The sequence below is a fragment of the Haloarcula hispanica ATCC 33960 genome (assembly GCF_000223905.1).
GTDB classification, from domain to species: domain Archaea; phylum Halobacteriota; class Halobacteria; order Halobacteriales; family Haloarculaceae; genus Haloarcula; species Haloarcula hispanica.
Genome location: NC_015948.1, coordinates 422,645 through 445,245, shown reverse-complemented (window position 1 = coordinate 445,245; position 22,601 = coordinate 422,645). Strand labels below are relative to the sequence as shown.

At 64.6% G+C, this 22,601-nt stretch carries 25 protein-coding genes; 12 read left to right on the top strand and 13 right to left on the bottom strand.

Translation table 11 applies throughout. The features are described from left to right. Positions 1 to 209 precede the first annotated feature (209 nt). On the top strand, positions 210 to 434 hold the full coding sequence (locus HAH_RS02295; RefSeq protein ID WP_014039455.1) for a hypothetical protein: 225 nt from the start codon (positions 210 to 212) through the stop codon (positions 432 to 434). A 256-nt stretch (positions 435 to 690) separates the two neighbouring features. Here HAH_RS02295 and HAH_RS02290 read toward each other — a convergent pair whose 3' ends face one another. Then, the gene (locus HAH_RS02290) at positions 691 to 1,557 is read right to left on the bottom strand and encodes a CheF family chemotaxis protein (protein WP_008311015.1); all 867 of its coding nucleotides are present in this window, start codon (positions 1,555 to 1,557) and stop codon (positions 691 to 693) included. 190 nt (positions 1,558 to 1,747) lie between these two features. On the opposite strand from HAH_RS02290, the gene HAH_RS02285 reads away from it, so the two are divergent. Then, entirely contained in the window at positions 1,748 to 2,353 is a 606-nt protein-coding gene (locus tag HAH_RS02285) for a DUF4382 domain-containing protein (RefSeq protein ID WP_014039454.1), read from the top strand. Between the two features lie 15 nt (positions 2,354 to 2,368). Here HAH_RS02285 and HAH_RS02280 read toward each other — a convergent pair whose 3' ends face one another. Beyond that, complete coding sequence (locus tag HAH_RS02280) at positions 2,369 to 3,181, bottom strand: undecaprenyl-diphosphate phosphatase (RefSeq protein WP_014039453.1); 813 nt, start codon at positions 3,179 to 3,181, stop codon at positions 2,369 to 2,371. A gap of 89 nt (positions 3,182 to 3,270) precedes the next feature. Here HAH_RS02280 and HAH_RS02275 point away from each other — a divergent pair, with 89 nt between their 5' ends. The 3 genes from HAH_RS02275 (at position 3,271) to rnhB (ending at position 6,442) form a co-directional block, all read left to right on the top strand. Next, positions 3,271 to 4,386: a mechanosensitive ion channel family protein gene (locus tag HAH_RS02275; protein ID WP_014039452.1), complete on the top strand. Its 1,116-nt coding sequence runs from the start codon at positions 3,271 to 3,273 to the stop codon at positions 4,384 to 4,386. Between the two features lie 84 nt (positions 4,387 to 4,470). After that, the gene (locus HAH_RS02270; protein ID WP_014039451.1) at positions 4,471 to 5,748 is read left to right on the top strand and encodes a tRNA pseudouridine(54/55) synthase Pus10; all 1,278 of its coding nucleotides are present in this window, start codon (positions 4,471 to 4,473) and stop codon (positions 5,746 to 5,748) included. A 58-nt stretch (positions 5,749 to 5,806) separates the two neighbouring features. Next, complete coding sequence (rnhB, locus tag HAH_RS02265; RefSeq protein WP_014039450.1) at positions 5,807 to 6,442, top strand: ribonuclease HII; 636 nt, start codon at positions 5,807 to 5,809, stop codon at positions 6,440 to 6,442. 55 nt (positions 6,443 to 6,497) lie between these two features. Here the strand turns inward: rnhB and HAH_RS02260 are convergent, their stop codons facing one another. After that, positions 6,498 to 8,132 (bottom strand): preprotein translocase subunit SecD family protein, encoded by a 1,635-nt coding sequence (locus tag HAH_RS02260; RefSeq protein WP_014039449.1) that lies wholly within the window; start codon positions 8,130 to 8,132, stop codon positions 6,498 to 6,500. Then, positions 8,129 to 9,016, bottom strand: a complete 888-nt coding sequence (secF, locus tag HAH_RS02255) for a protein translocase subunit SecF (protein WP_014039448.1) — start codon at positions 9,014 to 9,016, stop codon at positions 8,129 to 8,131. Before secF ends, HAH_RS02260 begins: the two co-directional genes overlap by 4 nt. A 101-nt stretch (positions 9,017 to 9,117) precedes the next feature. Between secF and HAH_RS02250 the strand changes: the two genes are divergently transcribed. After that, positions 9,118 to 9,432 carry a hypothetical protein gene (locus HAH_RS02250; RefSeq protein ID WP_014039447.1) on the top strand — a complete coding sequence of 105 codons (315 nt, stop codon included), beginning with the start codon at positions 9,118 to 9,120 and terminating at the stop codon, positions 9,430 to 9,432. 26 nt (positions 9,433 to 9,458) lie between these two features. Here the strand turns inward: HAH_RS02250 and HAH_RS02245 are convergent, their stop codons facing one another. After that, entirely contained in the window at positions 9,459 to 9,926 is a 468-nt protein-coding gene (locus HAH_RS02245) for a DUF5812 family protein (protein WP_014039446.1), read from the bottom strand. Between the two features lie 85 nt (positions 9,927 to 10,011). Then, a complete protein-coding gene (locus HAH_RS02240; RefSeq protein ID WP_014039445.1) occupies positions 10,012 to 10,560 on the bottom strand; it encodes a hypothetical protein in 549 nt (182 codons plus the stop codon). A 126-nt stretch (positions 10,561 to 10,686) separates the two neighbouring features. On the opposite strand from HAH_RS02240, the gene HAH_RS02235 reads away from it, so the two are divergent. Genes HAH_RS02235 through HAH_RS02225 form a run of 3 tightly spaced genes read left to right on the top strand, consistent with a single transcriptional unit; the run spans position 10,687 to position 13,366 of the window. Beyond that, positions 10,687 to 11,997: a hypothetical protein gene (locus HAH_RS02235; RefSeq protein ID WP_014039444.1), complete on the top strand. Its 1,311-nt coding sequence runs from the start codon at positions 10,687 to 10,689 to the stop codon at positions 11,995 to 11,997. A gap of 23 nt (positions 11,998 to 12,020) precedes the next feature. Next, positions 12,021 to 13,163: a CPBP family intramembrane glutamic endopeptidase gene (locus HAH_RS02230; RefSeq protein ID WP_014039443.1), complete on the top strand. Its 1,143-nt coding sequence runs from the start codon at positions 12,021 to 12,023 to the stop codon at positions 13,161 to 13,163. Between the two features lie 56 nt (positions 13,164 to 13,219). Further along, on the top strand, positions 13,220 to 13,366 hold the full coding sequence (locus HAH_RS02225) for a CopG family transcriptional regulator (protein ID WP_014039442.1): 147 nt from the start codon (positions 13,220 to 13,222) through the stop codon (positions 13,364 to 13,366). Here HAH_RS02225 and HAH_RS02220 read toward each other — a convergent pair. Together HAH_RS02220 and HAH_RS02215 are read right to left on the bottom strand one after the other, a co-directional pair. Beyond that, positions 13,363 to 13,821 carry an NOB1 family endonuclease gene (locus HAH_RS02220; RefSeq protein ID WP_014039441.1) on the bottom strand — a complete coding sequence of 153 codons (459 nt, stop codon included), beginning with the start codon at positions 13,819 to 13,821 and terminating at the stop codon, positions 13,363 to 13,365. The genes HAH_RS02225 and HAH_RS02220 overlap by 4 nt on opposite strands. Further along, the gene (locus HAH_RS02215) at positions 13,822 to 14,061 is read right to left on the bottom strand and encodes a PRC-barrel domain-containing protein (RefSeq protein ID WP_004518435.1); all 240 of its coding nucleotides are present in this window, start codon (positions 14,059 to 14,061) and stop codon (positions 13,822 to 13,824) included. 176 nt (positions 14,062 to 14,237) lie between these two features. Between HAH_RS02215 and HAH_RS02210 the strand changes: the two genes are divergently transcribed. The 3 genes from HAH_RS02210 (at position 14,238) to HAH_RS02200 (ending at position 16,930) form a co-directional block, all read left to right on the top strand. Further along, positions 14,238 to 14,765, top strand: a complete 528-nt coding sequence (locus HAH_RS02210) for a plastocyanin/azurin family copper-binding protein (protein WP_014039440.1) — start codon at positions 14,238 to 14,240, stop codon at positions 14,763 to 14,765. Positions 14,766 to 14,859: 94 nt separating this feature from the next. Continuing rightward, positions 14,860 to 16,665 carry a translation initiation factor IF-2 gene (gene infB / locus HAH_RS02205; RefSeq protein WP_014039439.1) on the top strand — a complete coding sequence of 602 codons (1,806 nt, stop codon included), beginning with the start codon at positions 14,860 to 14,862 and terminating at the stop codon, positions 16,663 to 16,665. 70 nt (positions 16,666 to 16,735) lie between these two features. Further along, positions 16,736 to 16,930: a hypothetical protein gene (locus HAH_RS02200; RefSeq protein ID WP_014039438.1), complete on the top strand. Its 195-nt coding sequence runs from the start codon at positions 16,736 to 16,738 to the stop codon at positions 16,928 to 16,930. Positions 16,931 to 16,986: 56 nt separating this feature from the next. On the opposite strand, the gene HAH_RS02195 is transcribed toward HAH_RS02200, so the two are convergent. The 5 genes from HAH_RS02195 to pepF form a co-directional block, all read right to left on the bottom strand. After that, positions 16,987 to 17,340: a DUF5811 family protein gene (locus HAH_RS02195; protein ID WP_004518427.1), complete on the bottom strand. Its 354-nt coding sequence runs from the start codon at positions 17,338 to 17,340 to the stop codon at positions 16,987 to 16,989. An 84-nt stretch (positions 17,341 to 17,424) separates the two neighbouring features. Then, positions 17,425 to 17,895: a pyruvoyl-dependent arginine decarboxylase gene (locus tag HAH_RS02190; RefSeq protein ID WP_014039437.1), complete on the bottom strand. Its 471-nt coding sequence runs from the start codon at positions 17,893 to 17,895 to the stop codon at positions 17,425 to 17,427. A 42-nt stretch (positions 17,896 to 17,937) separates the two neighbouring features. Next, entirely contained in the window at positions 17,938 to 19,152 is a 1,215-nt protein-coding gene (locus HAH_RS02185) for an outer membrane protein assembly factor BamB family protein (protein ID WP_014039436.1), read from the bottom strand. A 260-nt stretch (positions 19,153 to 19,412) separates the two neighbouring features. Next, positions 19,413 to 20,633, bottom strand: a complete 1,221-nt coding sequence (gene pan2, locus HAH_RS02180; RefSeq protein WP_023843116.1) for a proteasome-activating nucleotidase Pan2 — start codon at positions 20,631 to 20,633, stop codon at positions 19,413 to 19,415. A 148-nt stretch (positions 20,634 to 20,781) separates the two neighbouring features. Then, a complete protein-coding gene (gene pepF, locus HAH_RS02175; RefSeq protein WP_014039434.1) occupies positions 20,782 to 22,572 on the bottom strand; it encodes an oligoendopeptidase F in 1,791 nt (596 codons plus the stop codon). Positions 22,573 to 22,601 lie beyond the last annotated feature (29 nt).

The following is a 22,601-nucleotide window of genomic DNA, read 5'->3' as shown; positions in this document are numbered from 1 at the left end:
CTCCGTTTGTCACGGTGGCGACGGATTCACAGCCAGTTCACGAGGGGTTTGTGAAACATACACGGATAGTGGCTGAATCACCGCCGTACCCGGGCCATCCAAGCACCCCTCTATTCTCAAGGCCGTAGAATTTCGGTCTCGCCGGTACTAATAAGACCATGTAGGTGCATTGACTCTTTCGACGGCAGCAGACGCTGTGGAGTTCAGCAATGATATACGAAAGTTCGACGGGAGAGTACTACAGTGGTCTCGACATCTGGATGCGCTTCGAGTCGGGGTTCTGGGAACCACACGATTGGAGTCAAGCGACAGGACAGGAGTGGGTACAGACCGAGGCGGGTGAAGTCCTCACCCTGACGCCGGTCCCGGAGTCGGACCTCCCGGACGGGGTGTCGGTGACGGAAGCTGAGGACGTCGAGTACCTGCGTGAGTGAAAACGGCGAGACGGAAGCAGGGCACGAGTCCGGCTGTACTGACTGGGCTACATCGGAACCCGACCACCGCTAGAGGCAAGCCACGCGTCGCAGTGGCGGTACCGCTCCACTGCCCCGGATCAGAATCGGTCCTCGCCCGACTTTTGTTGGCTCGGCGTCAGGGAAAATCGTTCAGAGGCGCGTAGCGCCACGCCGCTCACGAGTCACTGCGTTCCTCGTTCGCTATCCGAGGACCTTCCCTCCGGTCGGCCCCTCGCTATTTCTCACTCATCGCCTCACTCGCCATATTCCGCCCCTGCGCGTTCAACGCGACCTCGGTCCGAACCCGGACCTCGTCAACCGCCCCAATATCAAGCAGTTTCTGATAGATTTCCTCGACCTCGTCGGGCGTCGTTCCGACGAAATCAGACATCTCGAAGGGAGAGACACCGGAGTACAGCGCCATCAACACCTGGCTCTCCATCTCCGAGAGTTCGTAATCGTCCTCACGGTCCTCGATAACGCGGGTGAACAGCGTCTTCAGCGCCCGCGTGTGGTGGTCCATCCCCGAGATGTGGGTCTCGACGCTGCGGTCCTGGTCGTCAGTGTGTTCGACCTCGATGACCTCCCGCTCCTGGCCCATCACGGTACTGGTCCCGGTTTCGATAGTTCCGACGTCCTCTATTTCGAAGGACATACTCTTGCCACCGGGGAACTGGAGGCGGATGATGTCATCGTCCAGTTGAAACCGTGCCTTGCTCCACTCGGCGTCCTCCTGAACGACGCCGCCGACGACCGCCTGCTGTCGCGCGAGGATGACCTCGCCCTGTAGCGTGGCGCGGACGTACTCCGTCTCGAAGTCGTCCAGGTTCGGCGTGTCGACGAGCAGAACGTTGTTGCCGACCTCCAGCGCGGTTGCACCGCCGGTCCCGCCGTCGGGGACCAGATCGTCGGGGTTCGACGGGAGGGTGATGTTGGAGTGTGGAATAGGCTGTTTCGAGCCGTTCGTCGCCAGAATGAGTCGCTTGTTGGTGACGATGAGTCGACAGGAACGCCACTTCGGGTCGGTCACCGTGTCGCCATCGCGGACGACGTACTGGAAGTCCCCCGATGTGTCGACTAGTTTGCGTTCGTCACCACTCATGGCCGCTGGTACTACAGATTTGATGCCAAGGGATAAATAACTTCCATCGTCGCCAGCACGGCACTGGTCGATACCACCCGGTCTGTGTCACCCAGAAACCGTTCACTGCCGGCAAATCGGGCGAAACTCGGCTGAAATCGGCCTGACTATCTGCCGGCTCCTTTACCCTGGGACGGCTGTAGAACAGTGTATGCACGATCCACAGCAGTCAGGAACGACGTCTCGACGCGACTATCTGAAAGCCGCCGGCGGCCTCGCGGCAGCGAGCACGGTCGGCCTCGCCGGCTGTTCCGGGAGCGGTACCGAAACAGGCACGCTCGCGACACAGGTGACCGACCAGCCGGGCGACATCGCTGATTTCGAATCGTGTGTCATCACGATGGCCGGTATCTGGGTAAAGCCAGTCTCAGAGGAGGACACAGCGACCGAAGAATCGACGACAGCGGACACGAGCGACGCCCGCGAGTACCACGAGTTCGACGAGGCCCAGGAAGCCGACCTGGTCCAGTTGCAGGACGGCAACACCTCGCTCGTCGACGAGACCGAACTCGAGGTTGACACCTACGAGTTCCTCCAGCTCGACGTGACAGGCGTCGACGGGACGCTCGCAGAGGGCGGTGACGCGACGGTCGATACGCCCGGCGACGCGCCGCTACAGTTCACGCAGGAGTACGAAATCCGCGCGGATACCCGCACCGTGTTCACGGCCGACTTCACCCCGGTCAAGCGTGGCCAGACAGGCGAGTACATCCTTCAGCCGGTCGCCAGCGGCACCGAAGTCGAGTACGAGGAGTAGGCCGCCCTCTGGTCGCTACAGCGCGACGAGCAGCCCGCCGACGACGCCCAGCCCGCCGAACACAGTACAGACCGCCCAGAACGGGACCTGCCGCACGAGGCGGACCAGCGCGTCGACGGTGAGGTAGCCGACGACGGCGCTCACGACGAGCGCGACGACGGCCGGCAGCGGGTCGATTGCGGGCACGCCGTCGTCGACGAGGACCAGCGCGTTCGCGGCGAGCGCGGCCGGAATCGACAGCAGAAACGAGAGCCGAAGCGACGACTCGCCTTCGTGGCCTCGGAGCAGCAGGGCACTCACCGTCGTCCCGGACCGGGAGACACCGGGAAGGATAGCCAGGCCCTGCAGGACGCCCACCAGCACGGCGTCGACCCCGTCCGGAATCTCGCGCTCACCAAGCGATAGCGCCGCGGCGAAGCGCTGGAGCAGACCGGTGACGACGAGCAGGCCGCCGACCAGCGCCAGAAAGAGCCCGCCCTCAAGATTTGAGACAGCCGCGTCGAGCACCAGATACGCGGGAAGACCGGTGACGGCGGTCGCCGCCGTCGCGATGACGATAAACGAGAGGTCCGCCGTCTCGTCGGCGAACGGGCGACGGGAGAGTTCTCGGATCGAACGCAGGATGGTTCGAACTTCGGTGCGGTAGTAGGCCGTCGCCGCGACCGCTGTCCCGGCGTGGAGAAAGAGCGCGAGACGGGTCGCGGCGGCCGGGGAGACGCCAGTGGCCACCGTCGACGCGAGGGCGACGCCGCCCTCGCTGGAGACCGGAATCCACTCCAGTATCCCTTGCAGCAGGCCCAGCAGAATAGCGACGAGAATCGGGTTCATACCCACGGAGCGGACGCCGCGGGACAAAGGCCGTTCGGTTCGGGCCGTCGACGTGGCAGTATATATAGCGCTGGTGTCCAAACGGGGGTATGCAACTGGGAAGCGGGGTGGTAGACCTGCTGTCGAGACTACCGGCCTGGCAGGGGTTTCTCGTGCTCGTCGGCAGCGGAGTCGCGCTCGCGCTGGTCATCCGCGTCCTCGGCGACCGACTGCTCAGACGGGTCACACCCCATATCGAGGGCGACGTCGACGACATCGTCTTCCGTGGAATCCACACCGCCGTGTACGTCACAGTCGGCCTCGGCGGCGCGTACGCTGGCGCACAGATTTATGACATCCGGCCGGCGGTCGCCGTCTCGCTGGAAGCCGGGACGCTCTCGCTGGTCGTCATCGTCTGGATGGTGATTCTGCTGCGTATCGGCCGCCAGGCATCAACCATCGCGACGGATTCGGCGTACATCGACCGCCAGATGGTCCCTATCCTCCAGAACGTCTGGAGCGCGCTCATCTCCGGCGGCGGCGTCCTCCTCCTACTGGTCCTCTGGGACATCGACGTGACGCCACTGCTTGCCTCGGCGGGGATTATGGGCATCATTGTCGGGCTGGCGGCCCGAGACACGCTGGCGAACTTCTTCGGCTCGCTGTCGCTGTATCTCGACGGGACGTACGCGGTCGGCGATTTCGTCGTTCTGGAGACCGGCGAGCGCGGTCGCGTCGAGGACATCTCTGTCCGCTCGACAGTCATCCGTACTCGCGACGACATCCTCGTTACTGTGCCGAACTCGAAGCTCAACAATGCCGCCATCATCAACGAGTCGACGCCGAGACGCAAGCGCCGGATTCGCGTGCCTGTCGGCGTCGCCTACGGGACGGATATCGACCACGTCGAGGAGATTCTCCTGGAACTAGCCGAGGCCGAAGACCTCGTGCAGGAACGGCCGAATCCGCGGGTCCGATTCCGGGAGTTCGGCGACTCCGCGCTGAACTTCGAGCTCCTGTGCTGGGTCAGCAACCCGGCCCTGACAGCCCGTGCGACCCACGAGCTCAACAGCGCGATCTACAAGCGGTTCCAGGCTGAGGACATCGGAATTCCGTTCCCCCAGCGGTCCATCTCCATCTCGGCCGAGGAGGTTCCGGGCGAACTGTTCGACCAAGCACAGTCGGAAGGCAAAGCCACAGACGACGGCGGCATGGCTGGCAAGTGAGCGCAGGCAAGGTCGCAGGGCTGACCGACTCGGGTGACCGAGAGGTCGAAACGCAGTTACGGTGGCGACGCGTCGGCTCAGGCAATGAGCATACTTGAGGACGCCCGTGCGGCGCTTGCCACCGGGCCGCTGTGTGATTCCTGTCTCGGCCGACTCTTCGCCGACCGGAGTTTCGGGCTGGCCAACGCCGAACGGGGCCACGCCCTGCGGGTGACGGTTGCGCTCGCAGACGACGACCCCTTCGAGGCGGGCGAGGACTGCTGGGTCTGTGAAAACGAATGCGACCGCTTCGACTGGTGGGCCGAACAGGCCGCGAGCGCCGTCCGCGGCTACGAGTTCGACACCTACCAGGTCGGGACGAAGGTGCCGCCACTACTCGAAGAGAACGACGAACTGCTCCGGGAAGACATCGGGCTAGACCCCGACGCCGGCGAAGCGCTGAAGACCGAACTCAACCGCGAGGTCGGAAAACGGATCGGCGACCTGACCGGTGCGGAGGTCGAGTTCGGCCGTCCGGCGGTCCAGCTTACGCTCGACCTCGCGACAGATGAGGTGGAGACCCACGTCAACTCCGCGTTCGTCTACGGCCGCTACCGCAAGCTCGAACGCGATATTCCCCAGACGAAGTGGCCCTGCAACGACTGCAACGGGACCGGACTGTGGCAGGGCGAGCCCTGCGACGGCTGTGGCGGCAGCGGCTACCGCTACGACGAGAGCGTCGAGCAACTGTCCGCGCCCGTCGTCCGCGAGGCGATGGACGGCGAGGAGGCCGTGTTCCACGGCGCCGGCCGCGAGGACGTCGACGCCCGGATGCTCGATTCGGGCCGCCCGTTCGTCATCGAGGTGATGGAACCCCGCAAGCGCGACGTGGACGCCGACGAACTCGAAGCCGACATCAACGCCTTCGCCGATGGGAAGGTCGAGGTGACGGACCTCCACCCGGCGACCCACGAGATGGTCGAGCGCGTCAAGGAACTGGACGCATCGAAGACCTACCGCATGGACGTGGAGTTCGGGGAGCCGGTTGAGGCCGACGCCCTGCAGGACGCGCTGGCGGAACTGGACGGGACGACTATCCAGCAGGAGACGCCCCAGCGGGTCACCCACCGCCGGGCCGACATCACCCGGACGCGGACGGTGTACGACGCCGAGGGCGAACTGACCGACGACCGTCACGCCGAACTCCGCATCCACGGCGAGGGCGGCCTGTACGTGAAGGAACTCGTCTCCAGCGACGAGGGGCGCACGGAGCCGAGCCTGGCCGGCCTGCTTGAGACCAACGCCGTGGTGACGGCGCTCGACGTAATCGACGTGCAGGGCGAGGACGAACCGTTCGCGAAAGACGAGTTCCTCAGAGAGTAACGCGCTGGGCCGCCGTCCAATCGGAAGCTGTTTTTGCAGCGCCGTCCAGAAGATAGTCATGCGATTTGGCGTCGATGAGGCCGGGAAAGGGCCGGTTCTGGGGTCGATGTTCGCCGCCGCTGTCCGGGCCGACCCAGCGGCTCTACCCGATGGTGTCGGCGACTCGAAGGACATCAGGCCGGAGCGCCGCGAGCGACTGGCCGGCGACATCCGCGAGTCGGCCGACGCCGTCGGTGTCGCCGAGATTCCGGTCGAACGTATCGATGCCGACAGGACGGATATGAACACGCTGACCGTCGACGGGCAGGCAGAGGCGCTATCGGCAGTAGCCCGAGACGGTCTATCGGGCACAGTCGACGCCGGCGACACCGACGCGGCGCGGTTCGGTCGCCGGGTCGCGGACGCGGTCGATACTGACGTGGCGGTGACCGCGGAACACGGCGCAGACGAGACGGACCCACTGGTCGGTGCCGCCTCGATTGTCGCGAAGGTCGCCCGCGACGCACACGTCGCGGACCTAGCCGAGGAGTACGGCGATGTGGGGTCGGGCTACCCCAGCGACCCGACGACGCGGGCGTTCCTGGCGGACTACGTCGACCGCCACGGCGAGCTACCGGCGTGTGCTCGCCGCTCGTGGTCGACGTGTGACGACGTGCTGGCGGCGGCAGAACAGGCGTCGCTGGGCGACTTTTGAACGGGTACAGTTCGACAGCGAACGTGGGGTGTGTCAGTCAGAAAGCAAGAGCCGCTCAGTCCTCGTCCAGCACGAGGTTTCGCAGGATATCACCGTAGGCCGGGCGCGTCACGAGTACGCCGATGAGGACGCCCACGATGGTGATAATGGCGAACCCGGAAAGGTCCCCGAGTGGTAGGACCATCAGCGGACTCATCGCCATGATGGTCGTCGCCGCGGCCGCGCCGATGACCCAGAACGCCTTGCGGAAGCGGCTCTGGAACACGCGTCCCGTCTCGACCTCTCCCTGCTGGAGAATCTCGTCAGCGATGATAATGAGGTCGTCCACCCCCGTGCCGATAACCGCAATGAACCCGGCCAGATGCGAGAGGTTCAGCGGATACTGGACGAAGGCGACGAACCCGAGGAGGATGAACACCTCCGACAGCGCCGTGACGACCATCGGGACGACGACCTCAACCCGTTTGTATCGCACGTAGACCACGAGACTGACTGCGAGGACAGCCAGCAATCCGGTCAACAGCGAATTCTGCTTGAACCGCTCTGCAAGCGCCGGGTCGAGCGACGAGCCGGAGTCTTCAGAGAGGTCGAGCGGCGCCGGAAGCTGTCCAGCACGAAGGTTCAGCTCGATTTTATTGGCCGTCTCAGCGGGGTTTTCCGAGCTTCCAGTTTGCATCACGTACACAGGGTCGTTGGCGAACTCGCCACTGGCGAAGCTCTCGCCGAGGCCCGGCGTCACACCCCGGGCTGTGACAACCTCACCGTTTAACGTATGGACCAGACAGCCAGGTTCGTCGTTTGCGAGTGCTGGGTCTGCCGACCCACCGGCAGTCGTTTGCTGAATATCCGAATGGTTGTAGTTTCCACACGGAGCCCCGTCGCCGAACCCGGCATCGACCATTCGTTGTGAGAACTCGTCGGCGGCATCCGGGCTGACTGTGATGTACACAGCCCAACCGACGCCTTCCCTGTCCGCAGCCGAGATATCACTCATCTGAGACCGCTTGAGCACTTCTTCGCGGACGAAGGTCCCGTTTTCACCGCCGGGATACACGGCGTATATTTTGACGGTCCCGCGCTCGTTCAGCAGGTCGACGAGCTCTTCTCGGTCCCGGTCTGGGGCAGTAATACTGACGAAGTGTTGGCCACCGGGAACGTTGACGATCTGGACTGACGCACCGCTGAGCGCTGAGGTCCGGAGTTTCTCGTCAACAGCTTCGACCATCTGTTGACGCGTCTCCGGGGTCACGCCGTCACGTACGGTAGTCGGCTGATACCCGTTGTTCTCGAGTGCCGTTCGGAGTTCTTGATGCGTGACGTTCTTTGTAACGACCTCCACAGCCCCCGTGCTTCGCTCGGAGGTGATAGGTCGGACTCGGACGTCTACCGTGTCGAGGTCAAGTTCGTCGGCCACTGTTTGCTCAAGCTGTGTCGAATCCGCCTGTGTCACGTTGACGTTCTCGGCAGTGATGCCGACGATAGGGGCGCGAAGTCGGGTTCCGCCACTGAGCTGAATACCGTAGTTGAGGTTTGTCAACTGTTCGGCTTCGCCCGCTTCTGGGGCAGATTCGTCGGTCGGTCCATCGGCACTCGTTCCCGGCGGGACACCGGGAACGAATAGCGCGATAGCACTGGTCAGGAGAAGCACGACCAGTAGAGCGACTCGCCAATTTTCTCGAAGAGTACTCATCGGTTTACCCCCTCATATTTGTACCAGCGAAGCAGCGTAACGTTGAGTAAATACGTATTCATTAGGTCTGCCGTCAGTCCGAGAACCAGTATCAGACCGATATCGGCCATCAGGCCAATCCCGAATAGTGTCGCTGTGACCGCCATCACGGTCATCGCTGCAATAGACGTTAATGTCATCGTCACACCGGTTCGCATCGCACGGTACGTCGATTCGTAAAACCCGCCTGAACGTCTGAGAACATGGTTATTCAACAGAATATCCGAGTCGACAGAGTACCCGATCAGCATGAGGAACGCTGCGACGATTCCCAGTGAAAGCTTGATTCCAAGGAGGTTCATTATCGCGAGCGGAATCATGATGTCGGAAAACGCCGAAATAACAATGGCGATACTCGGGACGAATGTACGGAAGAAGGCGAAGGCGAGCAGGCTCATCCCGAGGAACGCAACTCCGACACCGATGACTGCGAGACGCTGGTTTTGTCCGCCAAACAGCGGCGATGTCGTTCCGCTCCCCAACAGCGTCAGTTCCTCTGCCGACTGGGCAGCGGACCGAACCGAAGACACGTTGGCCGAATTATCGAACGTGACGACATATTGATTCTCGTAGGTGGATTCCGAAGTCGTCGTGATACCCTGCACCGAAACAACCGGCTCATCGAATGTGGCTTTGATGTCTTCGTTTGTGAGCGTCGCGTTTGTCCCTATCGTTAATTCCGTCCCGCCAGTAAAGTCGATGCCCCGGTCGACTGGTGCCCCGGTGACAGCCCACCAGCCACCGATGACCGCGAGCGAGAGCGCAAGCACCACCAGCGGAACCGCCACCAGCTGGCGGTTCGAATACTGGGTGTAATCGACTTCCGGGACCTCGAACTCGAACATGACGGAACGGTGTGAGACGGGGGCGAATAAGCCTTCTCAATCACTGCCGCTGACATCCGCCGTGCCGTACATCTATGGCAGTTTATCACGTATATCCGACTATGCCCGAGAGCGCAACCAGGGTCGAACTCTCCTATCCGGCGGACCTCAGCGGCTGGGGTCGCGACAAAATAGACGGGTCGCCGTTCCGCGCGTACCTCCGGAAGACACACAACACCGCCACACCGGGCGACGTGTGGACAGAGTTTGTCGGCGTTGGCTGCTGTGGCGACACGCTAGATTTCCCGCTCCGGGTCGAATCCGTCGACGGCGGCTCCGCGGTGACCGAAGACACCGCGTTCGTCTACACCGAGCGCGAGGCCTGCGGAATCGCCGGCGGCTGGCAGGTCCAGAGCGCCGCCGGACCGACCGAATAGGAAACTGGAGCGGACGAGAGAACGCGTCAGTCCGGCAGGTAACGCACGCTGACGACGCCCTCTGCCGTCCGAACCTCGACGCGGTCGACGCCGAGCCTGGCCGCCCGCGAGAGGGTGGCCTCGTCGTCGACGACATCCGCCGCCGCCTCGTCCGTCTCGTCGTCCGGAACCGTCAGGACGTGAACCTCGCCCTCGCCGGCGCGTTCGACCGTCGTTAGCTCGCCGGGGGCCTGTTCGGCCGCGATTTCGGTCGTCTGCGCCGTCGGCGCGAGGTCGACCGTCTCGACGGGAATGCGTCGCCGCTCGGCGACTTCAGTGACGGTGTACGTGACCTCCATCGGCGGCTCCGGCTCGACTGTCCCCTCCACGACCTCGCCGGCCTCGACGCCGGGGTTGTCCGACAGTGTCAGCACTTGCGAGTCCGCGACGTTCCGAAGCGTCGCCGACGCGTCATCAGCATTCGTGACCAGAAATGTCCCTTCAGTGGCTGTCATAGAGATACGTTCGGCACGGGCGTTCTTGCCCGTTTCGACCCGGGGACGGACTGCAGTGTCGCCCCGTGGCAGTGGGCCGGCAGCGCTACTTCAGCAGCCGGTGGGTCAGATAGATCACCAGCGTCGCGAGCAGCGGCGGGGCCAGGCCCGCAAGCGGGGGCAGCGAGTAGAAGAACCCGACGACGGCGCTCTGTGTCGGCTCGCGAAGTTCCGCCGGCGCTGAGGTCAACAGCGCGAGGTATATCGACCCGATGAACAGGAACGCCGAGAGCGCGAGGGCGCGGTCGTAGGCGACCGAGGACGCGGTCCGTCGGTGGCGGCGCGCGACGGAGAGCACTGGGGCCAGCAGCGGCGCGACCAGCAACAGTCCGATGAACAGGAAGAAGCTCCGCGAAAAGGTGAACGTGCCGCCGCGGACGCTCCCGGTTTCGGCGAGTTGCGTTATCAGTCCGAACGAGAACACGAGCGTAATCGCCACAGACAGCAACAGCGCAACCGGGACGTAGGCTTTGAACAGCAGCGAGTCGCTGGCCCGGAACGCGTATGGGAACGCACCCGGCAGGCCGTTGTACGGTTCGGGCCGGTCGTCGTCGGCGTCGGCTGTGACGGACTGCTCTGCCGTCGCGTCTGTCATGCCGATGGGTTAGGCGAGCGCGTGGTTAAGCGCGGTGTTGTCCGACCGGCGGTGAGAGCGGACCCGCGTCCGCTACCCACCGCCTCCTTCGGGAGTTGTTTGTACCCGCCCGTCGACACCCCGAGTATGCACATCGATATCGGAGCCGCGCTTGCCAGTGCCGCCGACCCGGGCGTCGAGCGGGCGACACTTGACGACCTGGACGAGCGGGTGGCCGCGGCCCACGAGCGAATCGAGCAGGGACGGGAGGAGGGCGAGTTCGGCTACGCGTCGCTGAACCTCCCCGAAGCAACCGACGCCGAGACCATCCGCGACGCCGTCGCGCCAGTCGCCGACGCCGAGTCAGTCATCACCGTCGGTATCGGTGGCTCCGCGCTGGGGGCGAAAACCATCACGGAGGCACTGGCAGAGGACCCGGGCAGTCACGTCGTGCTGGACAACGTCGACCCGGAGCACGTCCGGCGGACGCTCGACGGCCTCTCCCTCGCCGACACAGCCATCAACGTCGTCTCGCGTTCTGGGACGACGGCGGAGACGCTGGCGAACTTCCTCGTCGTCCGCGAGGCCTACGAGGACCGGGGCGTCGACTGGACCGAGCGCATCGTCGTGACCACGGGCGAGTCCGGCCCGCTCCGGGCGCTCGCTGACCAGCACGACCTGCCGACGCTGCCGGTCCCCGAGGGCGTCCCCGGCCGCTTCAGCGCGCTCTCGGCGGTCGGGCTCGTCCCGCCAGCCATCCTCGGCATCGACATCGAGGGGCTGCTTGCCGGCGGTCAGCAGGCGGCTGACGACCTCGCGCCGTCGCTGTATGACTCGCCGGCCTACGCCTACGGCGCGATGGCCTACGCACTCGAAGAGGAGGGCGCGAAAGTCAACGCATTCATGCCCTACGCCGAGCGGCTGGAGTCCTTCGGCGAGTGGTTCGCACAGCTCTGGGCCGAGAGCCTGGGCAAGGACGGGCGGGGCCAGACGCCGGCGCGGGCGCTGGGCGCGACCGACCAGCACTCCCAGCTCCAGCTGTACCGCGCCGGCCACCGCGACAAGGTCGTCACGTTCGTCCGACCGCGCGAGCGCGCCGACGTGGCGATTCCCGACCCGGACCACGATGACCTCTCGTATCTCGCCGGAACCGACCTCGGCGGCCTCATCGACGCCGAGTACGAAGCGACGGTGGCGAGCCTGCCGGCGGCTGACCGGCCGGCGCTGGAAGTAGAGATCGACCGACTCGACGCAGAGAGCGTCGGCGAACTGCTGTACGCGATGGAGGCGGCCTGCGTCCTCGTCGGCGAACTCGCGGACGTGGAGACATTCACCCAGCCGGCCGTCGAGTGGGGCAAAAACGCCACGCGGGCGCTCATCCGCGGCGAAACGACGGACGAGACGGCGGTTATCGACGAGCGCGAGCGGCTGCGGATCGGCGAAACGGAGTCCCTTTAGGCCGGCGCAACGGACTGCCGATAATGGACGACACTGCCGCGAACTGGGGTGTTCTCGCCGCTGGCCTCGGTCTCGTCGTACTCGTCGCCACGGAAACCGGCGTCGTTAGCTGGATGACACCGGCGACGACGGTCGGCCCGGTCACCGCCCGACAGATAGCCGTCGCCGGCTTCGTCGTCGCGGCGCTCGCCTTCTCACTCGTCCGTCACGGCGCACTCGACCGCCGACAGGCGGGCCTGGGCGCGACGGGCGCAAGCGTCGTCGCAACGCTCGCGACGCTCGTCGCCTTCTTCGGACCGGAGTTCCGTACCAGCGTCGAAGCGACCGTCGGAATCGCCGTGTATCTCACGGTGCTGGCCGGCTGCGTGACGATTGCGCTGGGTTGGGCGCTGGCGTCCGACGTGCCGAACGACCGGCTGTACACGGTCGCCAGAGCGCTCTCGGTCGCGACAGGAATCGGGCTGGCCGGCTTCCTCGTGGGCACGCTGTTCGCCCAGTTCGTCGTGCTCGGAGCCGCGGCCGCAGGGCTTGTCAGCGCCGCGGCGCTCGACGGCGGAACCGTCACCGGCCCAGTGTACATCACGCTCACTATCGGTATCGGCGTCGGTTTCGTTGGTTTCGGGGCGGCCGTCGCCAACCGGCTAGACCGGACCTGGGCTGATCTCGATTTGCGGCGACCCAGTCTCCGCGACGTTGGCTACGGCGTCGGCGGCGTCGTCGTCCTCATGGTCGCGCTGTTTGGCTTCAGTTACCTCATTCAGGCGCTCGGACTCGAAGCGGCTCGGAGCAGCGTCGAAGAGCTAGCCAACAGAGACCCGTCGTTCCTGCTTGTGATGGTGCCGCTGGCGTTTCTCACTATCGCGCCGAGCGAGGAGTTCATCTACCGAAACATCATCCAGAAGTACCTCTACGACGATTTCAGTGATCTGCAGGCGATTATACTCACGAGCGCCGTCTTCGGCGTCGTCCACTTCGGACAGTACGCCGCTGGCACGCCGACACAGACCGCCCTCTCGCTGTTACTGGTGTTCGTCCTGTCGACGCTGCTGGGCCTGAGCTATCTCAAGACCGAGAACCTGCTCGTCCCCATCTTTATTCACGGGGCGTTCAACGCCATCCAGTTTCTCACATTGTACATCGAGATTACAGGGAATCTGGCAGTCTGAGCCGTCTGACTGCTGTCTGACGGGTATTTATGCGAACTACCGTTGTAGGCGATGGCATGGCTCGGCGGTTCACCATCGTCTGTGATGACGACCAAGCGCGGCTCATCGAAACGCTTGCGCGGCGCTACGGCATCACAGAGGAGGAAGTGCTTTCACAGTTGGTCGAGCTCGGACTCGAAGCCCGGGACGAACAGACCGTCTAAGCCGGGTTCTTCCGCGATAGTGAGCTGCCACAGATGGGACAGCGGTCGCGGTTCTCGTCGAACTCACGGCCGCAGCCGGCACACTGGAACAGCCAGTCCCGCTGTTCGGTGATACCGTCGCGGGCGATTACCTCGACGCTCACGTCGAGTTTCTCCGCGACGTTCTGCATCGCGTAGTCGTCTGTGACGAGTCGACTGTCGAGTTCGAACGCGGCCGCGATCAGCCGGATGTCGGTTTCCGAGAGTTCCGCGAGGTCACCGGTTTCGCTGGCAGCGCGCTCGATGCGCTCGACGGTGTTGTCCTCGGGAATGTGGAGGTGCATGCCCGAGCCTTCGAGGGCGTCGAAGCGATAGGCGGCCTCGTCTTCCAGTTCCTCTCTGACGAGCGGAATCGTTGCGATCTGCTCGTCGGTGTGATACTCGTTGATAAATGCCGAGGAGTCAAGAACGTACATCTAGCGTTTGACGATCATGTGGTCTTTCACCGCCTTGACCCGCTCAACCGGGACAAGCAGGCGGCCCTGGTCACTGTACTCGAAGTTCGTGTTGCGGAGCGACTCCGCAGGGTCAATAACGAGGTTGTGCAGCGCGCCCGACGAAAAGTCCATCGTGATGTTGTAGAGACTGCCGATCTCCGCGCCGTCAGTCCCCATCACGTCTTTCCCCGACAGGTTTTCTGCGAGTATTGCAGCCATACCCCCTTGTTCCGAACGAGGTTACATAAACGCCACGGGGATGTCCGACAGGTGAGCGGCGATGGGGACGGATGGATACCAGTATCGGCGGCCATGGTGCCGTCCTCGACCGTCCCACGCCCCGGAACATCTACAGCGAGCCACAACCCTATGCGAGAGGCGGCCGATGGGGACGTATGGACAGTAACAGGCGGCAGTTTCTCGGGGGCCTCGCGGCCGCCGTCATCGGTACCGTGGCAGGCTGTAGTGGCGACGGAACACCGTCACCGACAGCCACCGCCACAGAAGTGCCGACTCGAACCGCGACGGCAACTGAAACGGCGACACCGACTCCGACTGAGTCGCCGACACCGACTGCTACGGCCGCCCCGACCGAGACAGCGACGCCCACGCCGACCGGAACGCCGGTGGACGCCGACCAGGAAGTCGCCATCGCGCCGGGAAGCTTCAGTTTCGATCCGGAAACCTTCGAGGTCCCGGCCGGTAGCACCGTTCTGTGGGTCTGGAAGGCCGGCGGCCACAACGTCAAACCGACCGCGACGCCGGAAGACAGCGACTGGTCGGGGACGCCCGGCGACGATGGGACGACGTACAGTTCGGGCTACGAGTACGCCTATCGGTTCGAGGTCCCCGGCGAGTACGAGTACCACTGCGTCCCCCACCAGAGCGTCGGCATGACGGGGTCGTTCACTGTAACCGAGTGACGCCCGCTTAGCCCTACGTTCGGTCGCGCGCGTCTGATGACGACGAACTTAACTGCCACCGACGACTCGGTTCTGACAACTTCTGGAGCCATCTATGTCTGACACGGACCCCACCACAGCCACCGACGACACCCTGCGGACGCCCATCGTCGCCGTTTTGGGCCACGTCGACCACGGGAAGACGAGCCTGCTCGACAAGATCCGCGGTTCGGCCGTCACCGCCGGCGAATCGGGCGCGATTACGCAGCACATCGGCGCGACAGCCGTCCCGCTGGACGTGATTTCCGAAATCGCCGGTGACCTGGTCGACCCGACTGACTTCGACCTGCCCGGCCTGCTGTTCATCGACACACCGGGCCACCACTCCTTCTCGACGCTTCGCTCCCGGGGCGGCGCGCTCGCCGACATTGCCATCCTCGTCGTCGACGTCAACGACGGCTTCCAGCCACAGACGCTGGAGGCCATCGACATCCTCAAGCGAACCCAGACGCCGTTTATCGTCGCCGCGAACAAGATTGACACCGTCCCCGGCTGGAACCCCAACGAGGGACAGCCGGTCCAGCAGACGATGGACGCCCAGTCCGACCGCGTCCAGTCCGACCTCAACGAGAAGCTGTACGAGATCATCGGCGAACTCTCGGACAACGGCTTCTCGGCGGACATGTACTGGCGCGTCCAGAACTTCCAGGCTAACATCGGCGTCGTGCCGGTCTCGGCCGAAACCAGCGAGGGCATCCCCGACCTGCTGACGGTGATGATGGGGCTGTCCCAGCGGTACATGAAAGAGGAGATGGAGATCGACACCAGCGGTCCCGGTGTCGGGACCGTCCTCGAAGTGAAAGACACCCAGGGCTTCGGGACGACGCTCGACGCCATCATCTACGACGGGACCATCCGCAACGACGACACCATCGTGGTCGGCGGCCTTCAAGGGCCAATTGTCACTGACGTCCGCGCGCTGCTCCGGCCACGCCCGCTCGAAGAGATACGGACCGAACAGGAGTTCGAGCAGGTCGAGCAGGTCGCCGCCGCCGACGGCGTCAAGATCGCCGCGCCGGACCTCGGCGACGCGATGGCCGGTGCGCCGATCCGCGTCATCCGCGACCGCGACCGCAGCGAGGTCATCGCCGAGGTGGAGGAGGAACTCGCCGAGATCGAGGTGACGACCCAAGAAGAGGGGGTCGTCATCAAGGCCGACACGCTGGGCTCGCTGGAGGCGCTTTCAAGCACCCTCGAAGAGGAAGAGATCCCCGTCATGCGCGCCGAGGTCGGCGCGGTCGCACCGCGGGACGTGCGAGTCGCCGAAACGGCCGGCGAGCCGACCAATCAGGCGATTCTGGCGTTCAGCGTCGAGGTGCTCGACGACGCTCGGGACCTCGCCGAACAGGAGGACGTGGAGCTGTTCGAGGACGACGTCATCTACCAGCTCGTCGAGTCCTACGACGACCACGTCACCGCCATCGAGGAGGCCCAGCAGGAGCAGATTCTGGAGAACATCACCCGCCCGGCGAAGTTCCAGATTCTGCAGGACCACACCTTCCGCCAGTCCGACCCCGCCGTCGTCGGCGTCGAAATCCTCTCAGGTGAACTCCGTCGGAACGTCAACGTCGTCAGGTGGGAGAACGGCGAGGCAAACCGCGTCGGGACCCTCAAAACGATTCAGGACGAGGGCGAAGACGTCGACTCGGCTCGCGCCGGCGAGCGCATGGCCGTCTCCATTCAGGGGCCGACCGTCGGCCGCCAGGTCGAGGAAGGCGACGACCTCTGGGTCGAAATCCCCGAAAAGCACGCAAAGATTCTCGAACAGGAACTCAAGGAAGACATCTCCGTCGACGAGCGCGAGGCGCTGTCGATATATCTGGAGAAACACCGGAATCGCGACCCCTTCTGGGGCAAATAGGCGGTACTCGGTGCGCTGTTTGCGCGAGTAATAATATTTAATTAGGAGGCGTGTCTCCATACAGACACGAATGCCTGGGTCCCTGTCGATGCCTGACCTCGTGCTTGCCAGCATCGCCCTCTCGATGCTACTGGCGTCGCTCGGTGCCGTGGTTACTTCGCTTAGTTTCGTCACGGCGCTGAGTGCCGGCAGCCTCCCGGCGACCGGCTCCATCGGCTACGCGCTGTTCTACAATCCACCGGTCGCCAGCGGCGGTCGGGCTTGATATCAGCGACTACGCGTCACCACGACTGTTCTGCAGAAAACTGAGAGCAGCGACTGTTACTGCGCTGTCGGCGACGTGTCGTCGCCCATCACTTGCTTGACCTGCAGGGCGGCGGAGGCGGCGATGCCCTGCGCGAGGTCGTCGCGTTCGGCGTCGGAGATGCTCGCGCTCTCCGGGTCCTCGGGCGTGTAGTCGGCGCTGACAACCGATCCGACGGGCGGCTGGACCGCGATTGTGGCCCGCGGTCCAGTCGTGCTGTTGCTGATTTCCGAACCGACGACGAACTCGCCGGGCAGGAGTTCGCGGGTCCGGGCGGCGACGCTCGAGAGGTCCCGACGGAGCTCCTCACGCTGTTCCGCGGTCAGCGTCACTTCTTCCGTCTCCCCACCAAACGACGTATTACCGTACATGAACGTTCTCTGTCTCTATGGGGGGGAGGACTAAAAACCCAGGGTCGAACACAGTTCTGACCGGAACCGTCGGTGCAACGCCGCTTACACGACGGGGTGGCTCTCGCCGTAGGTGGCGAGCACGACGGCGCTGGCGTATTGGGCATCGTCAGTCGCCGACTCGACGTACACGTTCTCCTCGACGAACTCCCAATCCCGGAGGTCCCGGCCGGCGGCCAGTCCTTCGCGGATTTCCATCCGGACCGCGTCCTCGCTGGTGCCGTCGACCTCGTAGAAGATGCCCGGCCCGTCCTCGCTGCGGGCCCAGCCGATACCAGCGGCCACGCTCTCACCGGGCTCGGCTGTCGCCGAGGACTGGACGACCTCTAGCGCTTCGCCGGGCGGCCCCAGATCCGGTGCCGTCCCTGTCACCTCGATAGCCGGCTCGGTAGGAATGACCGACGAGAGCGAGATGAGGTTGTAGTTGTGGACGCCTGCCTCGGCGAGTGCCGCGTCGTACGCGGCCAGTGCGGTCGGGCCGGTCGCAGTCCCCCACACGACCCGGATGGTACTCATAGGCGATTCTCGACGGTCCGCGGGGTAAGGGGTTTCGCTTCGTTATGCCGGAACGAGTCTGTAGCACATTCCCGGTCGGTTCGGGTCGCCCTCGGCCGCACGCTCCGCGTAGTAGATGGCGTCGGCGGTCACCAGCGGAGCACTCGTCACATGGCCGCGGTTGTCGGTGGTCCAGGCCACTGCACCGGTGTCCCGCTCCAGCGCGTACAGTCGCCCGTCGTAGGACCCGACGAGGACGTGGTCTCGGGTGGCGACAACGCTCCCGATAATCCACCCGCCAGTGTCGTAGCGCCACTGCTCCTCGCCGCTTTCGAGGTCGAGCGCGTACACCCGGTCGTCGTGGCTGCCGACGTAGACGGTGCCGTCGTGGACCGCCGGCGCACACATCACGTCGGCGTCGGCCTCGAAGGTCCACTGCTCCGAGCCGTCGGTCACGTCGACGGCGGTGACCGTCTCGGCCCACGACGGCACGATGGCTGTCCCGTCAGCGACGGCGACGGGGGCTTTCACGTCGCCGCCGGTGTCGTATCGCCAGACTCGCTCTAAGCCCGGGAACGACCACGCGTAGCAGTAGCCATCGTTGGAGCCAAACAGCAGACGACCGTGTTCGCGGTCCAGCGCCACCGTCGAGTGCGGATGGTCGGCCGGCCGACTGTCCCGCCACTGCACGTCGCCGGTCGCGGCGTTCACCGCGACGACGCTCCCGCTCGGTGCGGCGTGTTCGACGGCGACGTACAGCGACCCGTTGTAGTAGGTCGGACTTGCGCCGATGGCATCACCGAGTTCCGTCCGCCAGCGCCGCTTTCCGGTTTCGAGGTCCAGCGCCGACAGCGCGCCGTCGTAGGCCCCGATGTAGACGGTGTCGTTGGCGATGGCCGGCGTGCCGTGGCTCCCGCGCGTCGCCTGCGTGATGGTCGTCGCCCACTGGACCTCGCCATCAGGTGCGATGGCCCGCACGCGGCCGGTATCGTCGGCCAGAATCAGGTCGCCAGTCGGTGCCAGCGCGGGACTCCCCTTTGCCGCGGTGTGGTCCCCGCGGTTGGCCGGGAGTTCCCAGGCCCGCTCGACAGCGTCCGGAACCGATACGTCCTGATACCCCTGGTTCAGGAGCCCCTGCCGGAACTGCGTGGCAGCGTGTTCGTCAAGCGCCGTCGACGCGAGCGGATTGAACTGTGACTGACACCCCGCGACCGACCCGACCGTCGTTGCCGCGAGCGTCCCCAAAAACGCCCGCCGCGTCCGTCCGCGCTCTGTCACGGGCGCTGATACCGGGCGGGGTGGCTTAAATCGCGTGGGGACGGGAGGCAGTCACGATAAGAACGGAAACGACCGAACACAGTTATCGCAGAATAGACAATGAGAATCGGTGCGGTTAGCATACCGCGGCCGAATGGCCGCGGTTTCCCCGGCCGCGAGCAGCGTGAGCGGCCGGCTTTTTCCCCCACGTTTTTCAAGGAGCCTTCCACAGCGCGCTCTACGAGCGCGCGAGGAAAGGCGACGCTAAAAAAGGTGGGTGGTTAGGCGAACGCGACGGGGACACTGCTGGCGTCGTCGTCGGCTTCGATTTTCTCGTAGGCGTCGTGGAGGTCGGACTGCTTGACCGTCGTCCGGCCGTCGCGGATGGCAAACATCCCGGCCTCTGTCGCCAGCGAGGCCAGTTCCGCGCCGGAGAGGCCGTCGGTCTCGGTGGCAAACGCGCCAAGGTCCACGTCGTCATCGAGGTTCATTTCCTGGGTGTGGATCTCGAGGATGCGCTCGCGGCCCTCGACGTCGGGGTTCGGGACTTCGATGAGGCGGTCGAAGCGGCCGGGGCGGAGGATGGCCCGGTCGAGCATGTCGAAGCGGTTCGTCGCGGCGATGATGCGGATCTCGCCGCGCTCGTCGAAGCCGTCCATCTCCGAAAGCAGTTGCATCATCGTCCGCTGGACCTCGGCGTCGCCGGAGGTCTTCGACTCCGTCCGCTTGGCCGCGATGGCGTCGATCTCGTCGATGAAGATGATAGCCGGTTCGCGCTCGGCGGCGAGCTCGAACAGGTCCCGGACCAGTCGCGCTCCCTCGCCGATGAACTTCCGGACCAGTTCGGAGCCGGCCATCTTGATGAACGTCGCGTCGGTCTCGTTGGCGACGGCCTTCGCCAACATCGTCTTCCCGGTGCCGGGCGAGCCGTGCAGCAGGACGCCGCTCGGCGGTTCGATACCGACCTCGCGGAACTGTTCGGCGTTGACAAGCGGCTCCTCGACGGCTTCCCGGACCTCGCGGATCTGTTCTTCGAGGCCGCCGATATCCGAGTAGGAGACGTCCGGCGAACCGTCGACCTGCATCGCCTGTGCGCGGGCGTCGGTCTCGGGGTCGAGGATCTGCTTGACGCCGAAGGAGTCGTTGATGGCGACGCGGTCGCCGGCCTCCAGGCCGTCACGGATGGATGGCGAGACTTCGGTCAGCACCTCCTGGTTGTTGCCGTGCTGTTTGACGACCACGCCGTCGTCGGTCAGCTCCTCGGCTGTGGCGATGTACAGCGAAGACGTCTTGAGCGTCTCGTTTTCCCGTTCAAGCTGGTCGACCTCGTCCGTGAGATCGTGCTGCCGGTCACGGGCGGCGTCCAGTTGCTCAGTCAGCTGTTCGTTGACCTGTACTATCTCTTTGAAATGTTCCCGGAGTGCCTCCAGACGCTCGTCAGGCGTCATATCGGGATCAAGTTCCAACCGTGGTCGTTCCGGAAGCGAGGGACTGCGCGACATTTGGATGGTCGGTACTATACGGTTGAGACACAAAGTGCCTTCGGGTCACAGGGGGTGAAACAGTTATCCGTGTCGAGACGGGGCTGTAGCGTTCGGTTAGACCGGTGGCTCGAACAGCCAGACAGGCACCGGATAGCTACTGGCCGCCCTACAGCAGCTCGGCGAACTCGTCGAGGTACTCGCTGTACGTCGAGAGGGCGGACTCGACGGGGTCAGGACTGGCCATGTCGACGCCGGCGTCGCGAAGCAGCTCCAGCGGGTACTGCCGCGACCCGCTCCGGAGGAAGTCGACGTACCGCTGGGCGGCGGGTTCGCCCTCATCGAGGATGCCGTCGACGAGTGCGACGGCCGCCGAAATCCCGGTCGCGTACTGGTAGACGTAGAACGCCCGGTAGAAGTGCGGGATGCGCATCCACTCGCGGGCGATGCGGTCGTCGAGTACCGCCGGCTCGTAGTAGTCGCCCTTGAGGTCCCGATAGAGGTCGTCCAGGCGGTCGGGGGTCAGCGGCTCGCCGGCCTCGGACATCTCGTGGGTGCGGTGCTCGAACTCGGCGAACATCGTCTGGCGGTACAGCGTCGACCGGAACCGCTCGAGGTACTCGTTGAGGATATGTCGGCGCAGGCGTTCGTCCTCGACGGTATCCAGCAGGTGGTGGGTCAGCAACGTCTCGTTGACGGTGCTCGCGACCTCGGCGACGAATATCTCGTAGCCGGAGTAGACGTAGGGCTGTTCCTCGCTGGTGTACTCCGAGTGCATCGAGTGGCCGAGTTCGTGGGCCAGCGTGTACATCGACTCCACGTCGTCCTGGTAGTTCATCAGGATGAACGGCTGGGAGTCGTAGGTCCCGCCGGAGTACGCGCCGGACTGCTTGTGCTCGGTCTCGTAGACGTCGACCCACCGCGAGTCCAGCCCGTCGGCGAGCCGGGACTGGTAGTCATCGCCCAGCGGCGCGACGGCCTCGGTGACGTACTCGCAGGCCTGTTCGTACTCGATTTCGGGGGATTCCTCCTGGACGAGCGGGACGTAGAGGTCCCACATCCGGAGTTCGTCGGCCCCGATTGACTGGCGCTTGAGGTCGGCATGGCGATGGAGCGTGTCGAGGTTATCGTGGACGGTGTCGACGAGCGTATCGTACACCTCGACGGGGACGTTCGGGCCGTCCAGTGCTGCCTCGCGAGCGGTGTCGTAGTCCCGGGCGTTGGCCATCTTCACGTCCGTTTTGACGGCGTTCTTGTAGGCCGTGCCGACCGCGTTTCGGACCGTCTCCCACTCGTCGTAGAACGCCCTGTAGACGCGCTGGCGGAACTCCCGGTCGGGGTGTTTCTGCAGCGTCGTGAAGTTGTTGAGCGTGATCGGCTGCTGGTCGCCGTCGGGGTCCTCGACGGTCGGGAACTCCATGTCGGCGTTGGCCAGCATGTTGTACACCTCGCCGGGCGCGCCGGTGACCTCACCGAGTTCCGCAAGGAGATTCTCGACCTCGGCCGAGCGAGTGTGGTCTTTCATCCGGAGCACGTCGTCGAAGTAATGCTCGTAGGGCTCCAGCCCCGGTTCCGCGTCGAGCATCGCCTCGATATCGTCGTAGTCCAAATCCTGCAGTTCCGGGTCGAGGAACGAGGCAGCCGAACTGGCCTCGGATGAGAGGGACTGCGAGCGGGCAGTCAGCGCCTGGTACGTGTCGTCTGTCGTGTCCTCGTCCCGGCGCATCCGGGCGTAGGCGGCGACGTTCGACACCGTCCGCATCAGTTCCTCGTAGGTCTCAAGGGTTTCTAACAGCGTCGCAGCGTCCTCGGTGGCCCGTCCTTCGTAGGCGGACAGGTCCTCGATCAGTTCCTCCGCCTCCTCGTAGGCGGCTTCCCAATCCTCGTCGCTGGCGTAGAGGGAGTCGAGGTCCCACTTGTACGCCTCGTCGATGTCGCTCCGTGCGGGTACCGAACTCATAGCCCGCTCTTGGGACGGGGCCGAAGTAA